This is a genomic window from Salinispira pacifica (assembly GCF_000507245.1).
Lineage (GTDB): Bacteria > Spirochaetota > Spirochaetia > DSM-27196 > Salinispiraceae > Salinispira > Salinispira pacifica.
This window is the reverse complement of record NC_023035.1, coordinates 295,381-318,771: the sequence shown is the minus strand read 5'-3', so window position 1 is coordinate 318,771 and position 23,391 is coordinate 295,381. Positions and strand designations below refer to the sequence as shown.

Annotated in this window: 21 protein-coding genes; 8 read left to right on the top strand and 13 right to left on the bottom strand. The window is 51.2% G+C overall.

All coding sequences use genetic code 11. From position 1 onward, the window contains the following. Nucleotides 1-68: 68 nt before the first annotated feature. Nucleotides 69-818: a PhoH family protein gene (locus tag L21SP2_RS18745; RefSeq protein ID WP_244437941.1), complete on the bottom strand. Its 750-nt coding sequence runs from the start codon at nt 816-818 to the stop codon at nt 69-71. Further along, nucleotides 815-1,390 (bottom strand): PIN domain-containing protein, encoded by a 576-nt coding sequence (locus L21SP2_RS18740; RefSeq protein WP_244437940.1) that lies wholly within the window; start codon nt 1,388-1,390, stop codon nt 815-817. The genes L21SP2_RS18745 and L21SP2_RS18740 overlap by 4 nt, the downstream gene beginning before the upstream one ends. Nucleotides 1,391-1,674: 284 nt before the next feature. Here L21SP2_RS18740 and L21SP2_RS01350 point away from each other — a divergent pair, with 284 nt between their 5' ends. Genes L21SP2_RS01350 through L21SP2_RS01340 form a run of 3 tightly spaced genes read left to right on the top strand, consistent with a single transcriptional unit; the run spans nt 1,675 to nt 6,712 of the window. After that, nucleotides 1,675-2,874, top strand: a complete 1,200-nt coding sequence (locus L21SP2_RS01350) for a M20 metallopeptidase family protein (protein ID WP_024266657.1) — start codon at nt 1,675-1,677, stop codon at nt 2,872-2,874. A gap of 17 nt (nt 2,875-2,891) precedes the next feature. Next, complete coding sequence (locus L21SP2_RS01345; protein WP_024266656.1) at nt 2,892-4,589, top strand: DNA repair helicase XPB; 1,698 nt, start codon at nt 2,892-2,894, stop codon at nt 4,587-4,589. A 32-nt stretch (nt 4,590-4,621) separates the two neighbouring features. After that, on the top strand, nt 4,622-6,712 hold the full coding sequence (locus L21SP2_RS01340) for a helicase-associated domain-containing protein (protein WP_024266655.1): 2,091 nt from the start codon (nt 4,622-4,624) through the stop codon (nt 6,710-6,712). Between the two features lie 134 nt (nt 6,713-6,846). On the opposite strand, the gene L21SP2_RS01335 is transcribed toward L21SP2_RS01340, so the two are convergent. The 8 genes from L21SP2_RS01335 to L21SP2_RS01300 all read right to left on the bottom strand — a co-directional run bounded on the left by L21SP2_RS01335 (nt 6,847) and on the right by L21SP2_RS01300 (nt 15,924). Next, on the bottom strand, nt 6,847-8,400 hold the full coding sequence (locus L21SP2_RS01335; RefSeq protein ID WP_024266654.1) for a bifunctional type I 3-dehydroquinate dehydratase/shikimate dehydrogenase: 1,554 nt from the start codon (nt 8,398-8,400) through the stop codon (nt 6,847-6,849). Between the two features lie 45 nt (nt 8,401-8,445). Beyond that, nucleotides 8,446-9,057 (bottom strand): hypothetical protein, encoded by a 612-nt coding sequence (locus L21SP2_RS01330; RefSeq protein ID WP_024266653.1) that lies wholly within the window; start codon nt 9,055-9,057, stop codon nt 8,446-8,448. Between the two features lie 79 nt (nt 9,058-9,136). After that, entirely contained in the window at nt 9,137-10,612 is a 1,476-nt protein-coding gene (locus tag L21SP2_RS16645) for a putative bifunctional diguanylate cyclase/phosphodiesterase (protein WP_024266652.1), read from the bottom strand. Between the two features lie 305 nt (nt 10,613-10,917). After that, on the bottom strand, nt 10,918-12,660 hold the full coding sequence (locus L21SP2_RS01320; RefSeq protein ID WP_024266651.1) for an NADH-dependent [FeFe] hydrogenase, group A6: 1,743 nt from the start codon (nt 12,658-12,660) through the stop codon (nt 10,918-10,920). Nucleotides 12,661-12,678: 18 nt separating this feature from the next. Further along, entirely contained in the window at nt 12,679-14,463 is a 1,785-nt protein-coding gene (locus L21SP2_RS01315; protein ID WP_024266650.1) for an NADH-quinone oxidoreductase subunit NuoF, read from the bottom strand. Beyond that, a complete protein-coding gene (locus L21SP2_RS01310; RefSeq protein ID WP_024266649.1) occupies nt 14,463-14,876 on the bottom strand; it encodes a (2Fe-2S) ferredoxin domain-containing protein in 414 nt (137 codons plus the stop codon). Before L21SP2_RS01310 ends, L21SP2_RS01315 begins: the two co-directional genes overlap by 1 nt. Then, complete coding sequence (locus L21SP2_RS01305) at nt 14,857-15,414, bottom strand: ATP-binding protein (RefSeq protein ID WP_041400979.1); 558 nt, start codon at nt 15,412-15,414, stop codon at nt 14,857-14,859. Before L21SP2_RS01305 ends, L21SP2_RS01310 begins: the two co-directional genes overlap by 20 nt. An 18-nt stretch (nt 15,415-15,432) precedes the next feature. Then, entirely contained in the window at nt 15,433-15,924 is a 492-nt protein-coding gene (locus L21SP2_RS01300) for an NADH-quinone oxidoreductase subunit NuoE family protein (protein ID WP_024266647.1), read from the bottom strand. Nucleotides 15,925-16,277: 353 nt separating this feature from the next. Between L21SP2_RS01300 and L21SP2_RS01295 the strand changes: the two genes are divergently transcribed. From L21SP2_RS01295 to L21SP2_RS01275, 5 genes are read left to right on the top strand one after another with little or no spacing between them, the layout of a single operon-like run. Continuing rightward, nucleotides 16,278-16,952: a redox-sensing transcriptional repressor Rex gene (locus L21SP2_RS01295; protein WP_244437939.1), complete on the top strand. Its 675-nt coding sequence runs from the start codon at nt 16,278-16,280 to the stop codon at nt 16,950-16,952. Further along, on the top strand, nt 16,949-17,302 hold the full coding sequence (locus tag L21SP2_RS01290) for a DRTGG domain-containing protein (RefSeq protein WP_024266644.1): 354 nt from the start codon (nt 16,949-16,951) through the stop codon (nt 17,300-17,302). The genes L21SP2_RS01295 and L21SP2_RS01290 overlap by 4 nt, the downstream gene beginning before the upstream one ends. Further along, complete coding sequence (locus L21SP2_RS01285) at nt 17,299-18,360, top strand: CBS domain-containing protein (protein WP_024266643.1); 1,062 nt, start codon at nt 17,299-17,301, stop codon at nt 18,358-18,360. Before L21SP2_RS01290 ends, L21SP2_RS01285 begins: the two co-directional genes overlap by 4 nt. Next, nucleotides 18,357-18,698, top strand: coding sequence for a DRTGG domain-containing protein (locus tag L21SP2_RS01280; RefSeq protein ID WP_024266642.1), 342 nt, complete (start codon nt 18,357-18,359; stop codon nt 18,696-18,698). Before L21SP2_RS01285 ends, L21SP2_RS01280 begins: the two co-directional genes overlap by 4 nt. Before the next feature lie 22 nt (nt 18,699-18,720). Beyond that, nucleotides 18,721-19,449: a PHP domain-containing protein gene (locus tag L21SP2_RS01275; protein ID WP_024266641.1), complete on the top strand. Its 729-nt coding sequence runs from the start codon at nt 18,721-18,723 to the stop codon at nt 19,447-19,449. On the opposite strand, the gene L21SP2_RS01270 is transcribed toward L21SP2_RS01275, so the two are convergent. Genes L21SP2_RS01270 through L21SP2_RS01260 form a run of 3 tightly spaced genes read right to left on the bottom strand, consistent with a single transcriptional unit; the run spans nt 19,431 to nt 23,357 of the window. Then, nucleotides 19,431-21,185, bottom strand: a complete 1,755-nt coding sequence (locus L21SP2_RS01270) for a sensor histidine kinase (RefSeq protein ID WP_024266640.1) — start codon at nt 21,183-21,185, stop codon at nt 19,431-19,433. The genes L21SP2_RS01275 and L21SP2_RS01270 overlap by 19 nt on opposite strands. Continuing rightward, the gene (locus tag L21SP2_RS01265; RefSeq protein WP_024266639.1) at nt 21,163-21,540 is read right to left on the bottom strand and encodes a response regulator; all 378 of its coding nucleotides are present in this window, start codon (nt 21,538-21,540) and stop codon (nt 21,163-21,165) included. Before L21SP2_RS01265 ends, L21SP2_RS01270 begins: the two co-directional genes overlap by 23 nt. Beyond that, nucleotides 21,537-23,357, bottom strand: coding sequence for a sensor histidine kinase (locus L21SP2_RS01260; RefSeq protein WP_144082886.1), 1,821 nt, complete (start codon nt 23,355-23,357; stop codon nt 21,537-21,539). The genes L21SP2_RS01265 and L21SP2_RS01260 overlap by 4 nt, the downstream gene beginning before the upstream one ends. Nucleotides 23,358-23,391 lie beyond the last annotated feature (34 nt).

The following is a 23,391-nucleotide window of genomic DNA, read 5'->3' as shown; positions in this document are numbered from 1 at the left end:
CGCAATACGGAAACCTCAGACCACCGGACGGAACGATAGATGGCCGGATGGGAAGACGAGAATGGGGCTCACAGAAGTTCAGCTGCAAGCTCTGCCAGGGTGCTGCGCTCGGAGCGCTCCAGGGTAATATGCCCCGAAAGTTCCTGGGACTTGAACGCCTCCACCAGGTAGCTCAGACCGTTGGAGCTTGAATCCAGATATGGGCTGTCAATCTGATACGGATCTCCGGTGAGAACCACCTTGCTTCCTTCTCCCGCCCTGCTCACAATAGTTTTGATCTCATGGGGGGACAGATTCTGGGCTTCATCGATGATGATATACTGTGATGGAAGGCTGCGCCCCCTGATGTATGAAAGAGCTTCCAGCTCAATCACCTTGCTGTTCATCAGATGATCCAGACTTTTAATATTCTGACGCTTGTACACCGAAAGGATATACTCAAGATTATCAAAAAGGGGCTGCATCCAGTGACTGAGCTTTTCATCCTTTGCGCCCGGAAGATAACCGATATCTTTTCCCATGGGGATTACCGGCCGGCTCACCAGAACTCTGCTGTATTTCTTGTCCTCCATGGTAAGCTTCAGACCTGCGGCAATCGCCAGCAGCGTCTTACCGGTCCCGGCCTTGCCCACCATGCTCACCAGCTGCACCTCAGGATCCAAAAGCAGATCCAAGGCCATCCGCTGCTCGTGGTTCAGGGGGCGAACTCCCGCAACCGCCGGCATTTTATAATCCACAAGTTTCAGTACGCCCCGAGAAGAGATGTAACGGGAAATCAACTCATCTTCGGCATCAGCGGAGGATGAAGAATTTTTCATGAGAAAGAAGAAATTCGGCGGGAGCTGTTCCTGCCAGGGGATTTCTCCCCCTGTTCCAGGTTGCTGAGCGTGTCGGGACTGCTTTCGATCTGTCCGTATCCGGTGTACAGCTTCTTCACATTGACTTTCTGCTTTTCATAGTCCACTGCCCGGATGCCCAGAGCCGTGGCTTTCACCCTGGCATTAATATCCTTGGAAACGAAAAAAACATGCCGTCCTTCCTGTTTGAGCTCGTAGGCGGCAAGAATGATCTTGTTATCCATTTTATCCTGAAGAATTCCCGATCCAACATTTTCAGTATGGGTCAGCTTCACCCGGAGAATGCTTCCGTTCTCAAGTTTCACCCCTTCTGAAAGGTCGCCGTGACGGCTGGCCTCGTCCAGGAAGCGGATGGCATGCCGGGCATTGCGGCCCCGTTCATCACTGTAGGTTTTCAGCTTGTCCAGTTCTTCAAGCACCCAAAGGGGAACCACTATTTCATTGTCCCGGAAGCTGAGAATGGCATCCGGCCGGTGAATAAAGACATTGGTATCAATAACGAAACTTTTGGTGTCGCCGTGCTTATCGGGCATAACCCCTCCGCTGTTTTGAGTGTTCTCCGGGATGTTGGTTCCCGAGAAAGAATGCTTTCTGGTTTCAGTATACGAACTTGTCTCTTCAATCTCCAGAGTTTAGATTAGACAGTGCACCAAAGCTTGTGAAAAAAAACTGATTTTCCTCTGGAAGTGGGCATCACCGCGCTATATAGCGGTGCACGAACGGAGCGCCCCCATATCTGAAGCGAAAAGTCCCGGAGGAACCGTTTTACAAGCTTCCGTGCACAGCAATCGGATTTGCCCCGGAGGAAAAGAAGAACATGAGTGAACTTATACGGCACATACAACGCAAAGCAGAGGCGCTTGAAGAACGGATTCTGGCCATCCGCCGGCATCTTCATGCCCACCCTGAGCTTTCGTACCGGGAATTTGAAACAGCGGAGTACATCCGCAGTCAGCTGGATGAGCTGAACATTCCCTACCGGGAGGAGCAAACCGGAACCATAGCCCGGATCCAGGGGGAAAAGAAAGAAGATGGTAAAGTTACCTCCAGGAACCTTGCGCTCCGGGCGGACATAGATGCCCTGCCAGTGCTTGAAGCCAACGACATCCCGTTTAAAAGCACCAGAGAGGGTGTGATGCATGCCTGCGGCCATGACGCCCACAGTGCAGTATTATTGGGGGCGGCATCCATCCTGCAATCACTCCGGCATGAGTTTTCCGGGACTCTGAACCTGATTTTCCAGCCTGCGGAAGAAAAAAGCCCGGGAGGGGCAAAGAATATGATTGCCGCCGGTGCCCTGGAATCCATGAACTCAATTCTGGGAGAACATGTGAACCCCGGCCTCCCCGCAGGGAAGGTGGGGTTCAGATCCGGACTGATGATGGCCAGTGCGGATGAGATTTACATGACGGTTCATGGAAAAGGCGGACATGCCGCAGCTCCCCACAGCGTGATAGACCCGGTTCTCATTTCCAGTCATATCATTGTAGCTCTCCAGCAGATTGTCAGCAGAATGGCGAATCCTGACACTCCATCAGTTCTCAGTTTCGGAAAAGTGGATGCCCCCGGTGCCATGAACGTAATCCCGTCATCGGTACGCATAGAGGGCACCTTCCGCACCGTGAATGAAGAATGGAGGGAACGTGCTCTGGGAGAGATCCGAAGCATTGCACAGTCCCTGGCATCCAGCATGGGCGGAAGCTGTGACCTGGAAATTATACGGGGTTACCCGGTATTGGAAAATGATCCTTCTCTTACACGCAGGAGTATGGAGCTGGCGAAGGAATATCTGGGAGAGGAAAACGTGGTTGAACTTCCTCTGGTTATGTGGGCTGAAGACTTCGCATACTATAACCGGGAAATTCCCGGCTGTTTCTATAATCTGGGGATAGGCAATGGACAGAAGGGCTGGACGTCCCCCCTTCACAGCCCCAATATGATGGTGGATGAGTCCGCTCTGGTCACCGGCGCAGGACTGATGGCTTATCTTGCATTGGGCGAATTGAACCTGCCGTGATTTTCAGGTAGTCTGTTATGATGTTTAACAGCGCAGGCAGCCCTCTTATAATTCAGGGAGATCAGAGCATACTTCTGGACCTTCACGACCCCCGTGCAGAAGATGCGCGGAAAGATATCGCATCTTTTGCGGAACTGGAAAAATCTCCGGAACACATTCACACCTACCGCCTTACCCCCCTGTCCCTGTGGAATGCGGCAGCTGCGGGGTACAGCAGCGAAACCGTTTTAAAGGTGCTCGATTCATACAGCCGCTATCCCATGCCCTCGGGACTGGATACCAAGATTGGTGAAATCATGGACCGGTACGGCACCATTACTCTCAGGGAGTCGGAAGAGGATGCAGGCGGGGACCGGAAACTTCTGATACTCCAAGTCCATGATCCATATATTTACAAAATCATTGAAAACACCAAGAGTGTGGAGAAACTGCTGCTGCCCCGGCGGGAAGATGACGGCGCATCGTTTTATCTTCACCCCATGCAGCGGGGAAATATCAAGCAGGAACTTATTCAGCTGGGATACCCCGTTGATGACCTCATCCCTCTCAAGGAGGGGGAGCCTCTGGAAATCGGGAAGCTGGAGCAGACCGTATCCGGAGGGGAATTTCATGTCAGGGATTATCAGCTTCAGGCTGCAGACTCATTCGTGGGGAACATGGAAGGGGGTACCGGCTACGGAACTGTGGTTCTCCCCTGCGGCGGCGGAAAGACGATTGTTGGAATTGAGGTGATGTCCCGTCTCAAGACCCAGACGCTGATTCTTGCCCCCAATGTATCTGCGGTTCATCAGTGGAAGCGGGAACTGCTGGATAAAACAAATCTCAGTGAAGATGATATCGGTGAATACAGCGGTCAGCGGAAAGAGATCCGGAAAGTAACCATTGCAACCTATCAGATTCTGGTATGGAGACCCGACATCGACGGAGATTTCCCCCATTTCGACCTGGTGACCAGAAGCAGCTGGGGTCTGATCATCTACGATGAGGTTCATCTTCTCCCCGCCCCCATTTTCCGGGTCACCGCGGAAATCCAGGCGGTACGCAGACTGGGCCTTACCGCCACCCTCGTTCGGGAGGACGGGAAGGAGAAGGAAGTGTTCTCTCTTGTGGGCCCTAAACGTTTCGATGTTCCCTGGAAGGATCTGGAGAGCAGGGGATGGATTTCAGAAGCTATCTGCAAGGAGATACGGGTGGAGCTGCCGGACAAGGATCAGCTGAAGTATGCCACTGCAGACAAGCGGAAGAAATACCGGATCGCCAGTGAAAATGAGCGCAAATACGATATTCTGGATTATCTCATCCATCACCATCCTCAGGATCAGATCCTGATCATCGGGCAATACCTTGAACAGCTGGAAGAGGTGCGGAAACGGATTGACGCACCCATCATCACCGGAAAAACTCCCAACAGCCGCAGAGATGAATTGTATCAGGATTTTCGGGATGGAAAAATCCGGGTTCTTATTGTTTCCAAGGTAGCCAATTTCGCGATTGACCTGCCCGATGCCTCGGTAGCAGTACAGATATCCGGCAGCTTCGGCTCCCGCCAGGAAGAGGCGCAACGACTGGGGAGAATTCTCCGGCCGAAAGAACAGTCGGCGTATTTCTACAGCATCATTTCACGCTATACTGTAGAGGAGGAATTCGGCATGAACCGTCAGAAATTCCTTGCCGAGCAGGGATATTCATATCTTCTAGAGGTGTGGGACGCCTGAAACGGGAAAACTCAGGCAGATACGGACAACATATGGCGAAGCATGAACAGATTTGGAAGCAGTTTCTCTTTACTCTCAGCGATGAGGTTTTTTTCAATGTTATCAGAAACTATCTGGGACCGTTTCCCACCCCATACAACAAGCACGATCTGATTGAAAAGCTTGTTCTCTTTCTTCAGAACCCGGAAAACCGGCAGATGATCACCGGATCCATCAGTTCAGAAGAAATGGAATTGATTTCAGCAATCAACCTTCTCCACAGTGATGATGTGAATTCCATAATCTCGTTCTTTGGCAACACGGTTAACCCCGGCCGGCTTTACAGTCGCCTGCTGAATCTGAAGGACAGACTGATCATTTTCAGACACCCGGAAAATGCCGAACTGCGTATCAATCCGTATTTATCGGATGAGCTGAAACAAAAGGGGCTGGGAACACAAAACCTTTTTCCTTCAAAACCCGCACGGCTCAGCTACCGGGTTCTTCCCTGGCTGAATGATACTCTCTTTCACGCGGTTCTGCCGCTGATCCTGGAAAACCCATCTATGCTGAAAGCCGACGGAAGCTTCAAAAAAGCTGTCTACACCCGGTTTGAACATATGATTCCCGCACTCTTTCCCGAGTCTCCCCAGGGAACCTACAGCCGCTTCGAACGCTTCTTCCTCAGCCTGTCGATTCTGGGATTTATCCGGAAGCAAGGACAGGAGGTGCGCGGTGAAATATCCCGCTGGAAGGAATGGGGCGAACTCTCCATCAGTGAGCGACATGTATATTACTGGGCATCCTATATCATGAGCCTGCAGAAGCAGGATCACAGTCTGCTGGAGCCGGGGGATGAGTCTCTATTCCTCATACAGCAGGAGCTGAAAACCGCCGGTGAATTTCTGTTTAGAAGTCTCGGGAAGTTTTCACCGGGAAGAGCCTACAGCCGTGAAACAGCAGCCCGAATCATTCATCTTGAACTTGACGGAAGCAAACTGAATTATTCAGCCAGGCTGATGATCCGTCTTATGGAAGACCTGGATCTCCTCATCCCCGACCAGAATGAGCTTACCGTCAATCCTGTTCTTGAAGAACTTTTTATATCCGGGGATGAAGATGAGCAGGGACCGGGGGTGGTAATTCAAAGCGACTACCATATTACCATGCAGCCCCGGGGATCCTTCATTCACAGAAGCGCAGTGGCCGCAGCAAGCCGCCTTACCCAGTATGACATGGTTTCACGCTTCGAACTTTCAAAAGAAAGCCTCTTCCGGGCCATGAGCGCCGGATACACGGGTGAAGAAATCAGGGAAGGGTTGGAGAATCTCAGCGGTCATCACCTGCCTCAAAATGTGATATTCAGCATCGAAAGCTGGGTGGGTGAATATCTTTCCATTCAGATCCGGCCCGGGTACCTTATTCAAAGCAGTGAATCCAGCTCGGCGATCATTGAGCATGTATGCGATTCCCGGGAGGACGTGCTCAATCTTGGCGGTGGAAATTTCCTCTTCCCGATGCATAACCTGGATTGGGTCGATCTCCTTGAAGAAAACGGAATTCGGGTTGCCCAGCTTCTGGATAAAATTGAAAGTGACGAAGGTCCGTTTTTCCCTCCTCCCGAACCCCTTCATCTGGACACTCTCACAGGTTCCGGAAGGCAAAAGTCTCAGCGCACCCACAGTTCCGGTGAACGGGATGAAGAAATTACGCTTTCCGGCGGCGAACCGGAAATTACGGAAGAGAAAAAAGAAGCTCTACGGGAATTTGTCCGAAACATGGGCCTCAGCGAAGATGCGGAAAAGGAGCTGATTCTCAGGGTGGACAATAATCTCATTTTCCGGAAAGAACAGATCGATCCAAAAATAATTCGCCCGGACATCACCGAGGCAAGGGGCCTGAATTACAATTCCAAGCTTCGGCTCATAGAAATGGCCCTGGGGGATCATGATTTGCTGGAATTTTTCAGCTCGGGAAACGAAATTCCCATGCTGATTCGTCCCGGAAGAATTATTAAGAAACCCGGCCGGGGAAGCGATCTTCTTGAAGGAAAACTGCTGCCTTCCCAGCAGGACACGGTTATTCCCATCAGCAAGGCAAAATTGATACGCCGGCTCAAGGGGAGCCTTTTTAACCGGCTGTAGTCAACTCCAATCGGCTCCAACCAACCCAAACGGCTTCCAACAGCCTTCATCCAGCCCCAGGCTCCAGGGCAGAACAAGGCAGACCGGGGCTTACCGGAGCTGGTCCGTCGGCATCAGAGTCTATACGCGACGCTTCACATATTCGTCAATAACTTTGGAGAACGCCGGGCCTGAAGGGCAGCCTGTCTCTGAAACATTTCCCATCCGTTTTTGGTTCTGCATCCGGCATTTTCGGCCCGCCCCATAAGTTCTGTAACCGCAGGGGTATAAATAATATCATAGAGAAATTCATCTCCTGTAAAATCGTAAAATGATAGGGGATCCCCGGCATGACCGTGAGCCATACCCACAGTTGTTGTTTGGACAATCATATACCGGTATGTTTGCAGCAAAGACCTTGAATCAGGACCAAGTACTCCGCTGATAACCTTCCCCGGGAAGATTGAAGATAGCTGCTCCGCCAGCTCTTCTGCCCGGCGGGGCGTACGGTTGAGAATTATGAGCTCACAGCCTTCTCTCAGAAGAGCATATGCCGCAGCCTTGGCCGCACCGCCGGCTCCAATCACCGCCGCCTTCACCTCGCCCCGGGACTCTCTGATTTCTCTGAGGACCGGGATAATGGGCTGAATAAACCCGCTGACATCCGTATTCAGCCCCGTCCATCCCCGGGAATCGCGAATAATAGTATTGCAGGCTTCAACGGCTGAGACCTCATCGTCCTCGTGCTGGAGAATCCTCCGCACCGCCTCCTTATGGGGCACGGTTACCGAAGCCCCCAGAAGATTTGCTTCCAGAGCAAAAGCGGGAATTTCTTCGGGATCATCGCAAAGGAGAGGAATGTACAATGCCTCCCGCCGGTCACGCCGGAAATTCCCGTTGTGTATTTCCGGACTACGGCTGTGGGATACGGGGTTTCCGATAATCGCAAAGATGGGCGTATCGGGATTGATCTTCCGGGCACGAAAGCTTTCATGCAACTCCCGGCAATCCATCTGCCCGGGAGCAACCCCTTCTCCTGGAGAAGCGAAACTCAAATAGCTTCCGATCCGTTCCGGCAGAATTCTGCTGGGAATACCATACTCTCCCATCCCCAGGAGAATGAACCGCTTACCGGGGCGGCGCCGGGCATACTTTCTTCCTTCCTGAAATATCCTTGTAAGATCATGCAGACCTCCGGGCATTACCGCGAGCTTGGGAATATCCCCTTGTGAAGCACAGTGCTCCAGAAGCGAGGCCAGATCGTGCGGGGTTCCCTGAAAATCGTGTAGAGACCGGATAACGGTCACATGCTTTCTGCCAAGTGAACCTGCAAACTGATCCAGAGCGGAGTCTGCTTCCAGGTCCACTGCCAGAACGGGCTGGATTCTGCTCCAGGTATGACCGGCAGTATTCTGAAGAGATTCAAGAATTGCGCTGATACGCTCGGTTTGCTCTTGTACACTTCCAGAAAACCGGCCCCCGTCCTCAACTCTCCTCAGAGTCATTATCAGCGACGGATCATTCCCCAGGGTTTCCATAACGGAATTCTGCTCCCCCAGAAAACTCAAAATTTCCAGGGCGTCAGCTACAGGGTTTTCGAGCAGGTCCAATCTCAGTTCCAGGGCCTGATAACAGCCCTGATAATCTCCGGCGAAGCGGATGTCGGCTCCTGCATCGGGCCCCGGAAGCGTCAGACAAATACGCGACATGGTTTTTCCTCATATGAACAGAATGTTTTACGTTAGTGAAACGGATTAGAAATCGCTTCGGTAGATGTACACATCCTTGAGAATATTTTCTTCGAATACAAATCTTGCCCTGAGCGGATACCCGGGGTCAACCAGATCATAATAGAGGCTGCTGTTTCCCATATATCTGGGTGGGCCGAGAATTGAACTCACCTCATCTATATTCATCCCCATCCGAACTCCGGCTATGGCAGATGCATAGCGGTAATCAAAGCGTATCTGCCAGACCCGATCCTCATACCAGTAGAGGTAGCTGTAGTCATCGTAGAAGAAGACCACATCATCCATCCATGATTCTTCACCACGGAGAGGAAACATGCGCAGCGGCACACCCCGGTTTTCCAGGACCCGGGGAAGCATCTGCCCCACTTCTGACGCCCGGGGTATTTCTATGGGGCCTGCGAGAAATCTGCCTTCTTCATCCAGAAGCGCCTCAATTTCCCGAATCTGCAGAAGCTCCTCTCTGTTCAGCCCCGGGAGCCCTTCGTTACTGTTTCCTCCGGCTGGGGTACCCTCAGCCCGGTTTTCACCTGTGCGGGAATCCGGAATCCCTTCTTGAGAGTTTTGAGAATGTATCTCCGTGGGAATCAGGAAGACCAGGACGAACAGTGTAATCATTGCGAAAACCCGCCCTGCCGGGAGATGCCAACCGCTCAGAACCCCGCTGAACCTGTGTCCGGAGTATTCAGCCGATGAGCTATTTATCCTGGAAATAGTCCGGATCCCCGATGATGGTTTCGAATTCCCCTGATGTGACCGGGGCAGAATAGTAGTATCCCTGAATGTAGTGAACACCCTGGGCAAACAGATACTCTTTTTGATCTTTGCTTTCCACACCTTCTGCAAGCAGTTCCATTCCTAAGCTGTCCCCCAGATTAATGATGCTTCGAACGACTTCCTGATTTCGGCTGTTATTCAACACATCATCCACGAAGGACTTATCGAGTTTCAGAGTATTTATCGGCAAATTCATGAGATAATTCAGGGAAGAGTATCCGGTTCCGAAATCGTCTATGGCAATGCGGATGCCATAATTCTGAAGATTCTTGATTATCATGGTGGATTCTTCCGGATCCGCCATAATCGCACCTTCGGTAATCTCAAGTTTTAGGTATCTTCCCTCCAGACCGATGGCTTTCATCATTCTGATAATCTCTTCGGATAAGCCTTTATGGGTGAACTGCACGGGGGACAGATTCACCGAAACATAGATATCTTCCAGCCCGGCCTTCAACCAGCGCTTAAGATCCTGCAGGGCCTGATACAGAATCCAGCGGCCGAGCATTTTTATATCTCCCGTCTGTTCCGATATGCGGATAAATTTCTCCGGGGAAATAAACCCGAACTCCGGATGGTTCCAGCGAACCAGACTCTCACAGCCCACAACCCGGTTCCCGGAATTTACAAAGGGCTGATAGCGAAGTTCCAGACCGGCGAAGCTCTCTTCCTTTTCCTTTCTCAGATCTCGCTGAATAATGAGATTCTTTCGCTGAATCTCGCCGATATCCGTGTTGTACTGAATCAGACTCTGCTTTTCCCTCACAGCTTCCTGGAGTGCAAACTCGAGATTGGAATTCAGCTCATTGAGACTCGTACCGTGATCCGGATATCTCACCATGCCCATATGACAGTCAAACTGCAGCTCGCCGCTCCCGGTCTGATGCCGGGCACTGATGATCGGGAGAAAACGGGTAAGCAGCCGATCCCTGAGAAACTCCTCTTTTTCCAGAGCAGGCACATAAAGAATCAGATCTTCCAGGCGCTCTCCCTGGTAAAGGGTTTCACCTTGCAGCAGCAGGTCCTGAAGCTTCATTACCGTCTTGAACATCAGAGGTTTCCGGACATTGTAGGAACTGTATTGCTGGTCTGTATGATCCTTAATCATAAAGTGGACCAGGGCAAAACTGTTTACCCGGGGATCCAGCCCCTCAAGTAGGATATTCATATCTTTCAGATATTCCCGGTAGAGGGGAAGCATGGTGTCAGGGTGAATTGAGGAAAGATGAATGAGTCTTCGGTTTTCTTCCTTCTCCCCCTGTAATTCATCCTTCAGCTTCTTTTCCCGCTCAGCCTGAACACGGTGGGCTTTCACCAAATGAGCCAGCTGGGTTCGCAAGGCATTTGAGTCAGTATCTTTTCCTTCTATGAATGCCTGTATTTCCCGTATTTCCATGGTTAGACTCTCCGGCTGACGATGCTGAACTGTGCAGTCATATTGCATAGTCTAAAAGATATCCGCAGGAAAATCATGGGGTTGGCGCAGCAAAAACGACGACCAGTGCACGGAAGCTTGTGAAGCACTAGGTTTTCCAGCAAAAAACAACATATTTAGTGCCGGAAAATCACCCGACACCACCGGTACGGTCGAATTTTTCGAAATATACTTTTTTCACAAGCTTTGGTGCACTGCTTTTTTTTTAGATACAAAGACAGCGGGGCCTGGGCCCCGCCGGAAATTCTAAGGAGGAATGTTGACTCTTACTTCTGATACAGCGGCCGGGGCGTATAATGGGTGTGAAGAAACTTGTGGGCCTTTTCACTGCCCGGCTTGTCCAGGAAATCACTGTAGATTTTCTGAATATATGGATTTTGGTGACTCATGCGGATCTTCTGCTTGGTGTCATCAGCATACAAGCCGTCAATCCGCTGTTGACGGATTTCATCGGTGGCACCGTAGGGTTGACCGCCGCCGGCAATACAGCCGCCCCGGCACGCCATCACTTCAATAAAATGATAAGGGATCTCGCCTCCCTCGGCCTGGGCTTTCTTCACTCTTTTAAGAACCTCTTCGATGTTTCCCATCTGGTGAGCTACTGCGACTCTTACCTTGGTTCCCTTAATGTCGATCTCGGCTTCCTTGATACCTTCAATTCCCCGGACTGCCTGGAAATTCACCTGGGTCAGGTCTTCTCCGGTAACCATATTGTATGCGCTTCGCAGAGCGGCTTCCATAACTCCCCCCGAAACCCCAAATATGGTTCCCGCGCCGGTGTACATTCCAAGGGGATTATCAGCCTCTTCTTCGGGCAGACTGTTGAAATCGATTCCCGCCTGCTTGATCATACGGCTGAATTCCCGGGTGGTAAGAACATAGTCACAGTCCTGGATTCCGGAAGAAAACATATGATCGTCACGGGTGATCTCATATTTTTTGGAAGTACAGGGCATAATGCTCACCACGGTAATATCTTCGGGCTTAATTCCTTTCTGATCGGCGTAGTAGCTCTTGATCATGGATGCCATCATCATCTGGGGACTCTTGGCTGTGGAAAAATGAGGAATCATTTCCGAGTAGTATTTTTCCAGATAGTCCACCCAGCTTGGGCAGCAGGTGGTAATCAGCGGGAGAGTCTCTCCCTTGGTGAATCGGGATACAAACTCCGTGGCCTCTTCCATAATGGTGAGGTCCGCAGCAAAGTTGGTGTCGAAAATCGCATCAAATCCCATTTTCCTCAGGGCGGCGTACATCTGTCCGGTCATGATGGTTCCCGGGGCATTGCCGAAGGCCTCGCCTATGGCGACCCTGACCGCCGGAGCAACCTGAACCACCACATGCTTGTCGGTTTGTCTCAGTTCATTCCACACATTCCCGCACTGGCTGTTTTCGTAAATGGCGCCAACAGGACAATGGGCTGAACACTGACCGCACTTAATACAGGGTGTTTCGTTCAGCTGAATATCTCCGGCTCCTGCAATACGGGTTTCATCCCCCCGGCCGATAAATTCCAGGGCCCATACATTCTGCATGTCCTGGCAGACCTTGGCACAGCGTCCGCACAGCACACATTTTTCAGGATCAAGAATGATGGAAGGGGTGGAATCGTCAACGGGCAGTTCCCGGAGATTCTTTTCAAATGGCTGTTCCCGGATACCGAATTCCTGGGCAAGACGCTGGAGTTCACAGTTCTGGTTCCGGGGACAGTACAGGCAGTCGTCGGGATGGTTGGAGAGTATCATCTCTACAACGCTTTTTCGCACCTCAACAATTTCCGCATCGTGGGTGAGATAGTTCGCACCTTCATGAACCGGAGTTGCACATGCCCGCACCATCTTGGGGGAACCCTCGGTTTTCACCACGCAGATTCCGCAGGCTGCCCAGGGTTCCAAATCCTGGTGGTAACACAGGGTGGGAACCTTGATCTGATTCTGTTTTGCAGCTTCGAGAATGGTGGTTCCCTCTTCGACCTGCACATCAATTCCATTTATTTTCACATTTACCATGGTTGTTTATCCTCCCGCTTATTTCACCAGAACGGCCTGGAATTTACATGCGTTGTAACATTCCCCGCACTTGATACATCCCGACTGATCGATGACATAGGGCTGACGCTTTTCACCGCTGATTACATTCACCGGACACTTCCGGGCACAGAGACCGCAGCCGATACATTTCTCCGGATCAATTTCATAGTGAACAAGATCCTTACACACTCCGGAAGGACAGGTTTCGTCCTTTATGTGTGCCAGATACTCGTCTTCAAAGTACTTCATGGAGGAAAGAACCGGATTGGGTGCAGTTTGTCCCAGTCCGCAGAGGCTGGCCCGCTGCATGGCGTGACCGATCTGCTTGATTGTTTCCAGCTCATCCATGCTGGACTGTCCCTTGGTGATCCTGTCCAGAATATTGTAGAGCTTCCGGCCGCCGATTCGGCATGGAGCACACTTCCCGCAGGATTCTTCAACGGTGAATCCCAGGTAGAATTTTGCCACATCAACGATACAGTCGTCCTCGTCCATGACGATCATTCCGCCGGAGCCCATGATGGAGCCCAGCTCCGCAAGATGCTCATAGTCGATGGGCACATCAATGTAATCTGATGTAATCACGCCGCCGGAAGGACCTCCGGTTTGTACCGCCTTGAACGCCTTTCCTTTGGGAATACCGCCGCCGATATTGTACACAATATCTTTCAGAGGAGTTCCCATGGGAACTTCAACCAGACCCGAGTTATTGATTTTACCGGTAAGGGCGAAGACTTTTGTGCCGGTGGATTTATCGGTACCGATTCCCGCAAACCAGTCTCCTCCGCGGTTGATGATTACCGGAATGTTGGCCCAGGTCTCTACGTTGTTGATCACCGTAGGCTGATTCCACAAACCTTTCACAGCAGGGAAGGGAGGACGGGGAACGGGCATTCCCCGATTTCCTTCGATGGAAGCAAGAAGGGCGGTTTCTTCACCGCAGACAAAGGCTCCGGCACCAAGACGCACTTCAATGTCGAAACTGAAATCCGTACCCAGAATATTGTTACCCAACAGCCCCATTTCACGGGCCTGTGCGATGGCTATTTCCAATCGGTTGATGGCCAGGGGATACTCGGCACGGATGTAAATAAAGCCCTTATCTGCGCCGACGGTATATCCGGCGATGGCCATTGCTTCCAGTACCGAATGGGGATCCCCTTCAAGGACCGAACGGTCCATGTATGCGCCGGGGTCACCTTCATCGGCATTACACACAATATATTTCTGATCGGCGTCCACATCTTTGGTGAAGGACCATTTTTTCCAGGTAGGGAACCCCGCTCCACCCCGGCCCCGTATTTTCGAAGCCTTCAGTTCTTCGATAACATCCTGGGGTTTCATCTCGGAAAGCACCTTCTCCAGTGCTGCATACCCTTCCCGGGCGATATACTCTTCGATGTTTTCAGGATTTATAAATCCGCAGTTCCTGAGCACGATCCTCACCTGCTTCTGATAAAAGCTGATGTTCTCAATGCTCTTGGCATGGGTGCCTTCTTCCTTGTAGAGAAGCCGGTCAACCTGCCGTCCTTTTACCACATGCTCTTCGATAATATCTTTGGCGTCTTCAGGTTTTACTTCCACATAAAAGCTTTCATCGGGAAGGACCTTACAAATGGGGCCTTTTTCGCAGAAACCGAAACAGCCGGTTTTCACGATTTGAACATCCTTCTCAACTTTATGCTCTTCTGCACTCTGTTTCAGGTTCTGATAAATATCGTCGGCTTTACTGGATTCGCATCCCGTTCCGCCGCAGACAAGAATATACTGGTTATATGCCATCAGTTTGCCCCCTTATCCGCATCTTCAGTGATAATATCCACCGAAGGGCGATCGAACACATGCTCGTTCACCAGCTGTTTATCGAGGATGTGCTGCTGAATAATCTGGCGGGCGACGTCAGGGTTGACCTTTCCGTAGATGGTGTCGGGCATATCGGGCATTTTCACTTCAACAACCGGCTCGGCATGATCCAGCCCAAGACTCCCGGCCTGCCGGAGACTTACCTGGGTAAGAGAGTGACGCTGAAGTTCATCTGTAAAGGCTTTCAGGGTATCCTTGGCTCCGGCGGCTATTCCGCTGGTTCCCATACCCACAATAATTTGAATGGTTTTATTGGCGGTGTCCCGCATATCCATTTCCTGCTTCTTTTCATTGCGAAGCTTGCGAAGGTCCTCAAGGGTCAGTTTCGCCATGGAAATCCTCCTGTGATTCCAAAAATTGATTCAGGAGTGACAGGGATTCGGGATCATCAAATCCTCCCAGCACATCGTGCAGTTCGGAACGGTACACCCGGTATTGTAAGTCTCCCCTACTCCGGTTCAGTTCAAGTTCAAATGACCCCGGGTAACTGAACAGGGCCATCAGGCTTCCGCTGAGATCCCCCAGGGGCGGACAGTCTATATGCCCCGGATTGAATCTGCAGTGGACCCGGGTTCCCTCCCCGGGTTCGGACCGGAGACTGAACGTCCCTCCGGTCATATCCAGCAACTGTTTCAGAAAAGCCAGGCCCAGCCCCATCCGCCTTTCGGGATGTTTTTTCCCGTCGGTACAAAACGGATCAAGGACACGCCGCTGGAGGGCCTCATCCATTCCCGGGCCGTTATCCCGGACGGTCAGCTCAAGAACACCTTGTGCATCATCCTGATGAATATCCACAGTGATATGATCTGATCCGGCTTCAATGGCATTGTGGACCAGATCCATCAGATAATCCGTCAGATGATAATGCACCGGACTCTCACCCGCCCCTTATGAGTCGGCTTCACCGCGATGCTTGGCAATAATATCCGCAAGATCTTCCGTGCCGACCTTGCCGTAGACCTCGTTGTTCACGGTTACCACCGGAGCAAGGCCGCAGCATCCGACACAGCGAACTGCTTCAAGAGAAAATTCCCCGTCATCGGTGGTGGTATTTATTCCCACCCCAAGAAGGTTTTCAAACTCCTGAATAATATCCTTGCCGCCTTTCAGATAGCAGGCAGTACCCATGCAGACAGAAATAATATTCCTTCCGGGTTTCTCCAGCTTGAAGTAATGGTAAAAGGTGATTACGCCGTAGATTTTCGCCAGGGGTACTTCCAGCTCTTTGGCCAGATCCTTGGCAATTTTCCGTGGAATATATCCGAATTCCTGCTGGGTTTTATGCAGGATCATGATGAGGTTTCCGGGCTTTTCCTTCCATTCGTCAACGAATTCCTGAAGAGCCGGAGTTATTTCGAGAGTTTCAGCCGTAGCAGCCATGGAACCTCCTCGTCCGTGTGGTTTCAATCCGCAAAGAAAGAATTCCTCCCGGAACGCAGCTCCTGCCGGTACTTGCAGGATTAATCCGGGGGATTTCTCATATTGAGGATAGCCCCTTCTCTCCGAAAGCCGGAGCTCCGGAAAGAAGGGTTGCGGGAACCTATCTCTCATGCTTTCTGGTACGCTCATGAGTGTACAATCAAGTGATTTGTTGTGCAACATCTTTCTATATTAAAAACAGGTATATTAATAGAAACTTACAATATTTTTAATTGAAGTTTTGTTCACATCTATATATAATTGTTTTAATTTATTGTGAATAGCATAACATTTTTCTAAAAAAGAGTGAGCATATGCCTGATAAACTGAGTAAGGGAATGATCCTTCGAATGGTGCGTTACCTGAGGGTTCTGCGGAAGCTGAAGACCCTGGGGATCGTGAATGTTTTTTCAAATAATCTGGGAGATGCCCTGGGCGTTACCCCTGCGGTTGTACGGAAAGATTTCAGCCAAATCAACATCACCGGAAATAAGCGGGGTGGCTACAATATAGATGTTCTCATGCAGAAGCTGGAGGACCAGCTGGGAAAACGGGACAGTAAACGGGTTATCGTGGCGGGCTGCGGCCGCATCGGCCAGGCGCTCATGGCATACCGGGAGTTCCCCAAGGAAGGCATCAATATAATTGCAGGCTTCGATAATTCAGAAGCAAAGATCGACAGGGAAGCCCATATCCCCATCCTCCCCATGGAGGAGATGGAAGAGTTCGTGAAAAAAAATGAGATAGAAGTGGCAATAATCTCGGTTCCCGAACCGGCAGCCAATGACGTGTTTGATCAGATGCTTCAAGCCGGAATCAGAGGCGTGCTCAACTTCACTCCGGTGGAACTGAAATGTCAGGGAAAATGCGACCGTCCAAACTGTCCTAAAAACTGCACGGTACACACCGTGAATATCGGTCTGGAACTGGAAAATCTGTTTTACCTGATAAATATGAATGAAATGGAACAGGTTCAGGACGACGCATGAATTATCAGCATATACTTGAGCTGCTGGAAGCAAAGCATTTTTTCCGGTGCAGCACATATAATGAAGCAGAAATTGACAGTTTTGTAGCAAGCGATCTGATGAGCGACGTGCTCACCGTGGATTCGGAAAATTTCGTCCTCATTACCAGTCTTACCTCGGATCAGGTTGCCAGAACCGCAGATATTGTGGGCGCCAGGGCTGTGCTTCTGGTGAACGGCAAACAACCCCAGCAGAGACTTGTGGATTTTGCAGAAGAATTCAATATAAGCCTTATCAGCACCCCATACCCCATGTTCAAGGTCTGTTATATTCTCGGGACCGCTCTGACAGCGGAAGGCCGGCACATATGAACCGATTCCCGCTGGATACAGATGAGAGCCCTTCGCTGATTATTGAGATGATGTTTGATCTCAAGGTGCGGGATGTAATGAACACTCATCTGATTACCGCCGGCAGGGAAACATCGCTCAGTCATATTCAGCTTCAAATGAAGGAAAACGGAATTACCGGAGTACCCATTGTCGACGGACGCCGTCTGGTGGGAATTGTGAGTATGGATGACATTATGCAGGCCCTGGGTGAAGGATACATCGCTGATCCTGCATCAGAACGGATGAGCAGAAATCTCATCGTGCTTGAAGACGACATGCCCCTGAGCTTCGCCATTTCTTATATGGAAAAATACCGTTACGGCCGCTTTCCCGTACTCAGCAAAGAGCGGGAACTTGTGGGAATCATTACCAGCAGAGACATAATTGTGCACCTTCTTTTAAAGATGAACAGCGAACTGGAACGGATTGAAGAGCAGCGAAGGCTTCATCCCAAATCATCCCTCTACAGCCTGCCCACCACCAGCATCGGAAATACCCCGGACGCAGACTCCGGCGGGAACAGCCCATCCGCCGAATCCGGGGCTCGGGAAATCGTCGACTCCAGGGGGGATCCGGGGGTTGCCATGGAGTGGCAGACCCGAAAGTTCGATTTTGAAGAAGCTGGGAAGGCAAGCACAGAGATCAAGAAATTCCTGCGCAACCGCTTCCCCCAGCTTTCCCGAAAGCTGATCCGGCGGGTTGCAGTGGCCAGTTATGAACTTGAAATGAACCAGGTTGTCCACTCGGAAGGGGGAAGTATCCGCTTCACCATGTCTCCGGACCGAATTCTTCTCACCGCCGAGGATCGGGGGCCGGGAATCCAGGACATTGAGCAGGCCCTTACAGAAGGGTACTCCACCGCAACAGAATGGATCCGCAGCCTGGGATTCGGGGCCGGTATGGGGCTTCCTAATGCCAGGCGGGTTTCAGATGATTTCAATATACAATCCTGTCCTGAAGGCACGATTGTACATGCGGGCTTCCGGCTGGAGGATCCAACACCCCCCGTCGGGCCGGTACATGAGGAGGAAAAATGAATCTGCCGCTTACCAGACTCAATGAGCTTCTGAATTGCGAAACCGTCCAGCAGGAGGCCGAAGCAGCTGAGATCAACGGGGCCTATTGCTCTGATCTCCTTTCGGATGTAATGGCCAATGCCAAAGAAGGCCAGGCTCTCATCACCATCCAGTCACACAAAAACACCGTGGCGGTTGCAGCCCTCTACGGTGCACCATGCATCATTATCTGCAACAGCCGCCCTGTGCCGCAGGAAATGATCAAAGCTGCTGAAGAAGAAGGCATCGCCATTTTCCTCAGCACCGAGGACCAATTCACCGTATCCGGGAAGCTGTACCGACAGTTCTTTCCGGCCTGACCGTATCGGGATCGGCGCCGTCATGGACTCTCAGGAACTGAGGACATTCAAAGCAGATATTCATCTTCACTCCTGTCTCAGCCCCTGCGGCAGTCTGTTCAGTTCTCCCGGAGCCATTGCCAGAGAGGCGGTAAAAAAAGGGCTTGATCTCATTGCACTGACCGATCACAACAGTGCCGCAAATTGTCCTGCCTTCCGGGACGCCTGCCGCCGGGAGGGCATAGCATGCATGTACGGCATGGAAGTCACCACCTCCGAAGAGCTCCACTGCCTGGCAATATTCGAGCATCTCTCACAGGCCCTGGATGCCGATGGCTGGATTTCATCCCGAATTCAGCGCATCCCCCTGAAGCCTGAGCGCATGGGGGACCAGGTCATCGTGGATGTTTCAGAAAATATTCTGGGAACCATTGATTATCTTTTAATCAGTGCGACAGATATTCCCCTGTCACAACTGGTGGAGGAAGTCAGGGAACGAGACGGATTGGTAATTCCCGCCCACGTGGACAGGGCCAATTTCAGTCTGATCAGTCAGCTGGGATTTATCCCCCATGACCGCTATCATGGTCTTGAGTGGTACCGGAAGGACAATCCCATGATTGATTCATATCCCGGGTATCCTGTTCTCTATAATTCCGATGCCCATATGATCGAGGACATCGGAAGACGCAGCACCGAATTCAGGGCTTTGACGGCTGACTTTCAGAGTTTCCGACACTGGCTTGAAACAGATCAGGTAACAGCTTCCTGAAGAGAGACATCTTCCAGAGGAAATTTCAGGAGAAAGACCGACCACCCATCCCTGTAGTTGTAGCTCAGCCGGCCTCCCAGCTGCAGGGCAAGAGAATTTAAAAGACTGGTACCAAGAGAACTGCCGCCTTCCCTATCAAGAATACCGGGATCCATTCCCCGTCCGTTGTCCGAATACCGAAAACTGCAGCTGTTTCCGCTGAATTCCACCCGGATAACAATTTGCGGGTCTGTCTGGTCCCGGGAGAATGCATGTTTTTGGCTGTTGATTACCATTTCGTTCAGCATAATTCCAAGGGGCAGCACCTGATCTATATGAACGGTCCGGGAAGGACAATGGAGACGGCAGGAAATCCGGGATTCTGATGTCTGGCTTGTGATAATCCCGATCAAATCATCCAGGTATCCCGCCAAATCCATGGCCAGAATCTCATCATTTTTATAAAGCTTGGTGTGTATCAGGGCAATCGCCTGTATCCGGTTCATGCTTGAAGCATAGAGTTCCCGCAGCTCCGGGGATTCCATCTCCTCCAATTCAAGACCCATAATGCTGTAGGCAATGGCCAGACTGTTTCGGACCCGGTGATGTACCTCTCCTATCAGCTGTTCCTGCTGAGCATCCGCAAACGCCAGCTCCCTGGCCTGAACGGCCGTCTGGGTAATATCAACAATGGATACCAGTACTCGCCGGTAATCTGTTTCGTGCCCGGGAAGTACACTCCATTGGAGAACCACATTGAGCAGCTCTCCCTGAAAGTTCCGGATGCTGGTGCCGGTCATAAAAAAGGTCTTTCCGTCTCGCACTGCAATTATTTCCTGGGCCAGGGCATGGGTGAATTCCGGAGTACGGGATTCGGGTAACCGGCGCATCAGTTCCTCTGCATTTTCCGCCCCGAGCAGTTGAAGCGTTGCACGGTTGGTGGAGAGAATCGAAATCATGGAAAAATACCGCCAGGAATTCTTCACAATATGCTCCATCCTGCCGGATACAAACTCTTCGGGATGTTGCCGGATATATTCCGCCAGAACAGAAAAGTCCTCCTCCCACAGAGAAATCGGCGCATGTTCCAGCAATTGACGGTAGTTTTCTTCCCTGCTGCTGAGAGTTTGAATCAGCAACCTGTTCTCTCCGGGAATGCGGATAAACAGATATAAAAGAGCGTACCCGGCGGAATTAATCACGAGAAGTGCCAGTGAAAAAAGGAGAAAGTCCATCCAATCAGCGGTAATTGATGGAGACTGCCGGGCATTCAGGAAAATACAACACAAGGATGCAACAGCGGCAGGCCACAGCTGACGCAGCCATCCGGCCCCGCCGCCACGGCGAAAAAAAGGCCTGACAAACAGAGGAAGAAGCAGGAGCCCCCCTAAACCGGCAATTTGGACATTGGCAAATGTCAGAGGATTTACCGCCATCGCTGCCAGGGAACTGAACATGCCGGCCGGAAGACCTGCGAATACCGTTGCCGCCGCAATCAGGTTCACCGCCCCGGTTAAAAACAGATCCTGACCAAGCGCAAGCGCGTACAGTCCTGAAAGAGCGGTACACAGGGTGTAGAGGATAACCTGGCCGATGTGGATGAGCCGTGTACCTGCATTCTCAGATAACCGGGTCTTCCACCGGGCTCCCATGCGGAACAAATACCAGCTTCCCAGACCCATGACGGCGGCCAGGACAAGATTGTACCCGCCGAACACCAGAATTTTCCGCAGCTCAGGTAGAAACCAGGTACTCATTCCATCTCCCCAGAATTTCCTTCACCGAATTTTGTGCCAGGGGTTTCTGGTACACTCCCAACACCCGTGGATCCCCGGGAATAAGATGGGAAGGAAGTTCATAGGCACTGACAAAAACCATCGCGGCAGAACTCCGCTTTAAAATGATCGGCGCAAGATCTGTACCGCTCAGCGGCCCTTCCAGACGAACATCCAAGAATACAAGATCGGGTGTTTTGGAAAGCACCAAATCCTCAACATCCCGGCTATCCCCTGTTTCAGCCGCAACCGTAAGACCGTGTTTTTCCAGCTGCTTTTTCATGAACATTCGTATGAGAATCTCATCCTCAACCAGGAGAATCCGGGGCAATTTCATATACCCTCCCTGAGAGGAAAATAGAGATCATAATTATGAACTCCATGCTCGGTGCGTTCTGAAAGACGCCCGCGTAATTGGAGAGTCAGGCTCTCGGTTATCATCAGCTCCACCGGGGTAAGGCGGGGATCCTCCATGGATCGACCATCGGATCGGGGAAGCTGAAAAGTATCACTGAGCTGACAGTGAATCTCATGAAAGTAGCTTCGTATGGTGAGAATACCCCTTCGCGTTCTCCCTCTTTCATCCTCAGGTATTTGGGAGAGCCGGGTGAATAGGAGCTCCCCCATGAGAAGCCCCAAAGGGAGCAGCTGCTCTATTGAAAGCTGAATATCAGGTACACGCAGCTCCACTTCTTCTGAAAAGGGTGCGCAGATCATTCGGGTTAGCTCCTCAAAGTAACTTCGTACCCGGATGATCAGCACTTCATTGTCCATATACAGCCGAGTGTGGAGAAGCGCAATGGTCTGAATCCGGTTTTGGGCCCGTGTAATGGCAAGCCGTTCAAGTTCTGTGGAAAAATTCTCCTGTTTCATGGCAAGAATGCTGTATGCAATTGAGAGACTGTTACGTACCCGGTGATGAATTTCTTTTATCAACACTCCGCGCCTGCCCATGCTTTCTTCAATCCGCTGCCCCTGAACTATAAGTTCAGTATTATCGATGAAGGACACGATCACCCGCCGGTAATCTCTGGCGAATTCCGGAAGTACGTTCCATTGAATTTTTACATACTGCCTCTTCCCTTCCAGATTCCGGATCTCTGAATGTGTGGAACAGCTCATCCGCTGTTCACTCAGGGCAAGAATCTCAGGGATAAACGACCTGGCGGTTTCCGGGAGAAAGGTCTCATCCAGGCGAGCCAGCAGTTCCTCCTTGCTTTCCGCAGCTGCAAGACTGACCGCACGCTGATTCATATTTACAATCCGAATATGTGAAAAATACTCGGATATATTGGAAATGATATTCTCCACCTGCCGATCCTCCAGAGGAGTCCCGAATTCCTTCACATAGCTGTAGGCCCTGGAATAATCCTCCTCCCAGAGCGGTATGGGAGCGTACTCAAACAAATGCTGGAATTCCAGCTCTCTCCTCCTGCGTTTTTCCAGCAACATGCGGGAAGAATCGGACATGCTCATAAACCCGCCGAAAAGAAGAACCAGCGGGAACAAAACAAGGGCATGTATATTAAAATCTCCGGAGGCTTCAAGCCCCTGTGCAGCGGCCAGCATTCGGTAGCGAATCAGGGTAGAAGCTGTTGCGGCAACTCCAAGTGCCAGAAGAGAGGCCAAAGGAGACGCCATTGAAGACGCCATTGAAGACGACAGAAGAACGGCCAGAGGAGAGGCCTGGGACGTCATGCGGAAGAGCTTCCGGAATCGTTTTTGTATTCCGGCCATCGCCTCCCCGGCTCCTGCTCTCAGGCGGGCTTGAGTGAACCTGATCGCCTGGTATACAAGAAATATCAGAAGAGGCAAAAATAGTGAAAAAGAAAACCCCACTGACCCCAGATACAGTCTCAGGAATGTAAAGATCAGCGCAGACAGCAGAGCCCCCAAAGGCCCTGCAAAGTAAACGGCCAGAAGCACCAATGCCTCACCGGATTCGGCGTAAATCCCCTGAGCTATCTCCTGGGCAGAAAAAAATGACAGGGTGGATACAAGAAGAAACAACAGGGTCTTCAGATTCCGGGTCAGGAGAGCAGATTCACCGGGGATATACCGCTGGATAACTGCATACCCCAAAGCAAGTGCAGAGAATATTGCAGCACTGCTGCCGAGCAACATCATCACTTCCCCGGTAAACGTAGTTGTCATAATCAATACGCTAATTGAAGCACGGTGAAAAAGC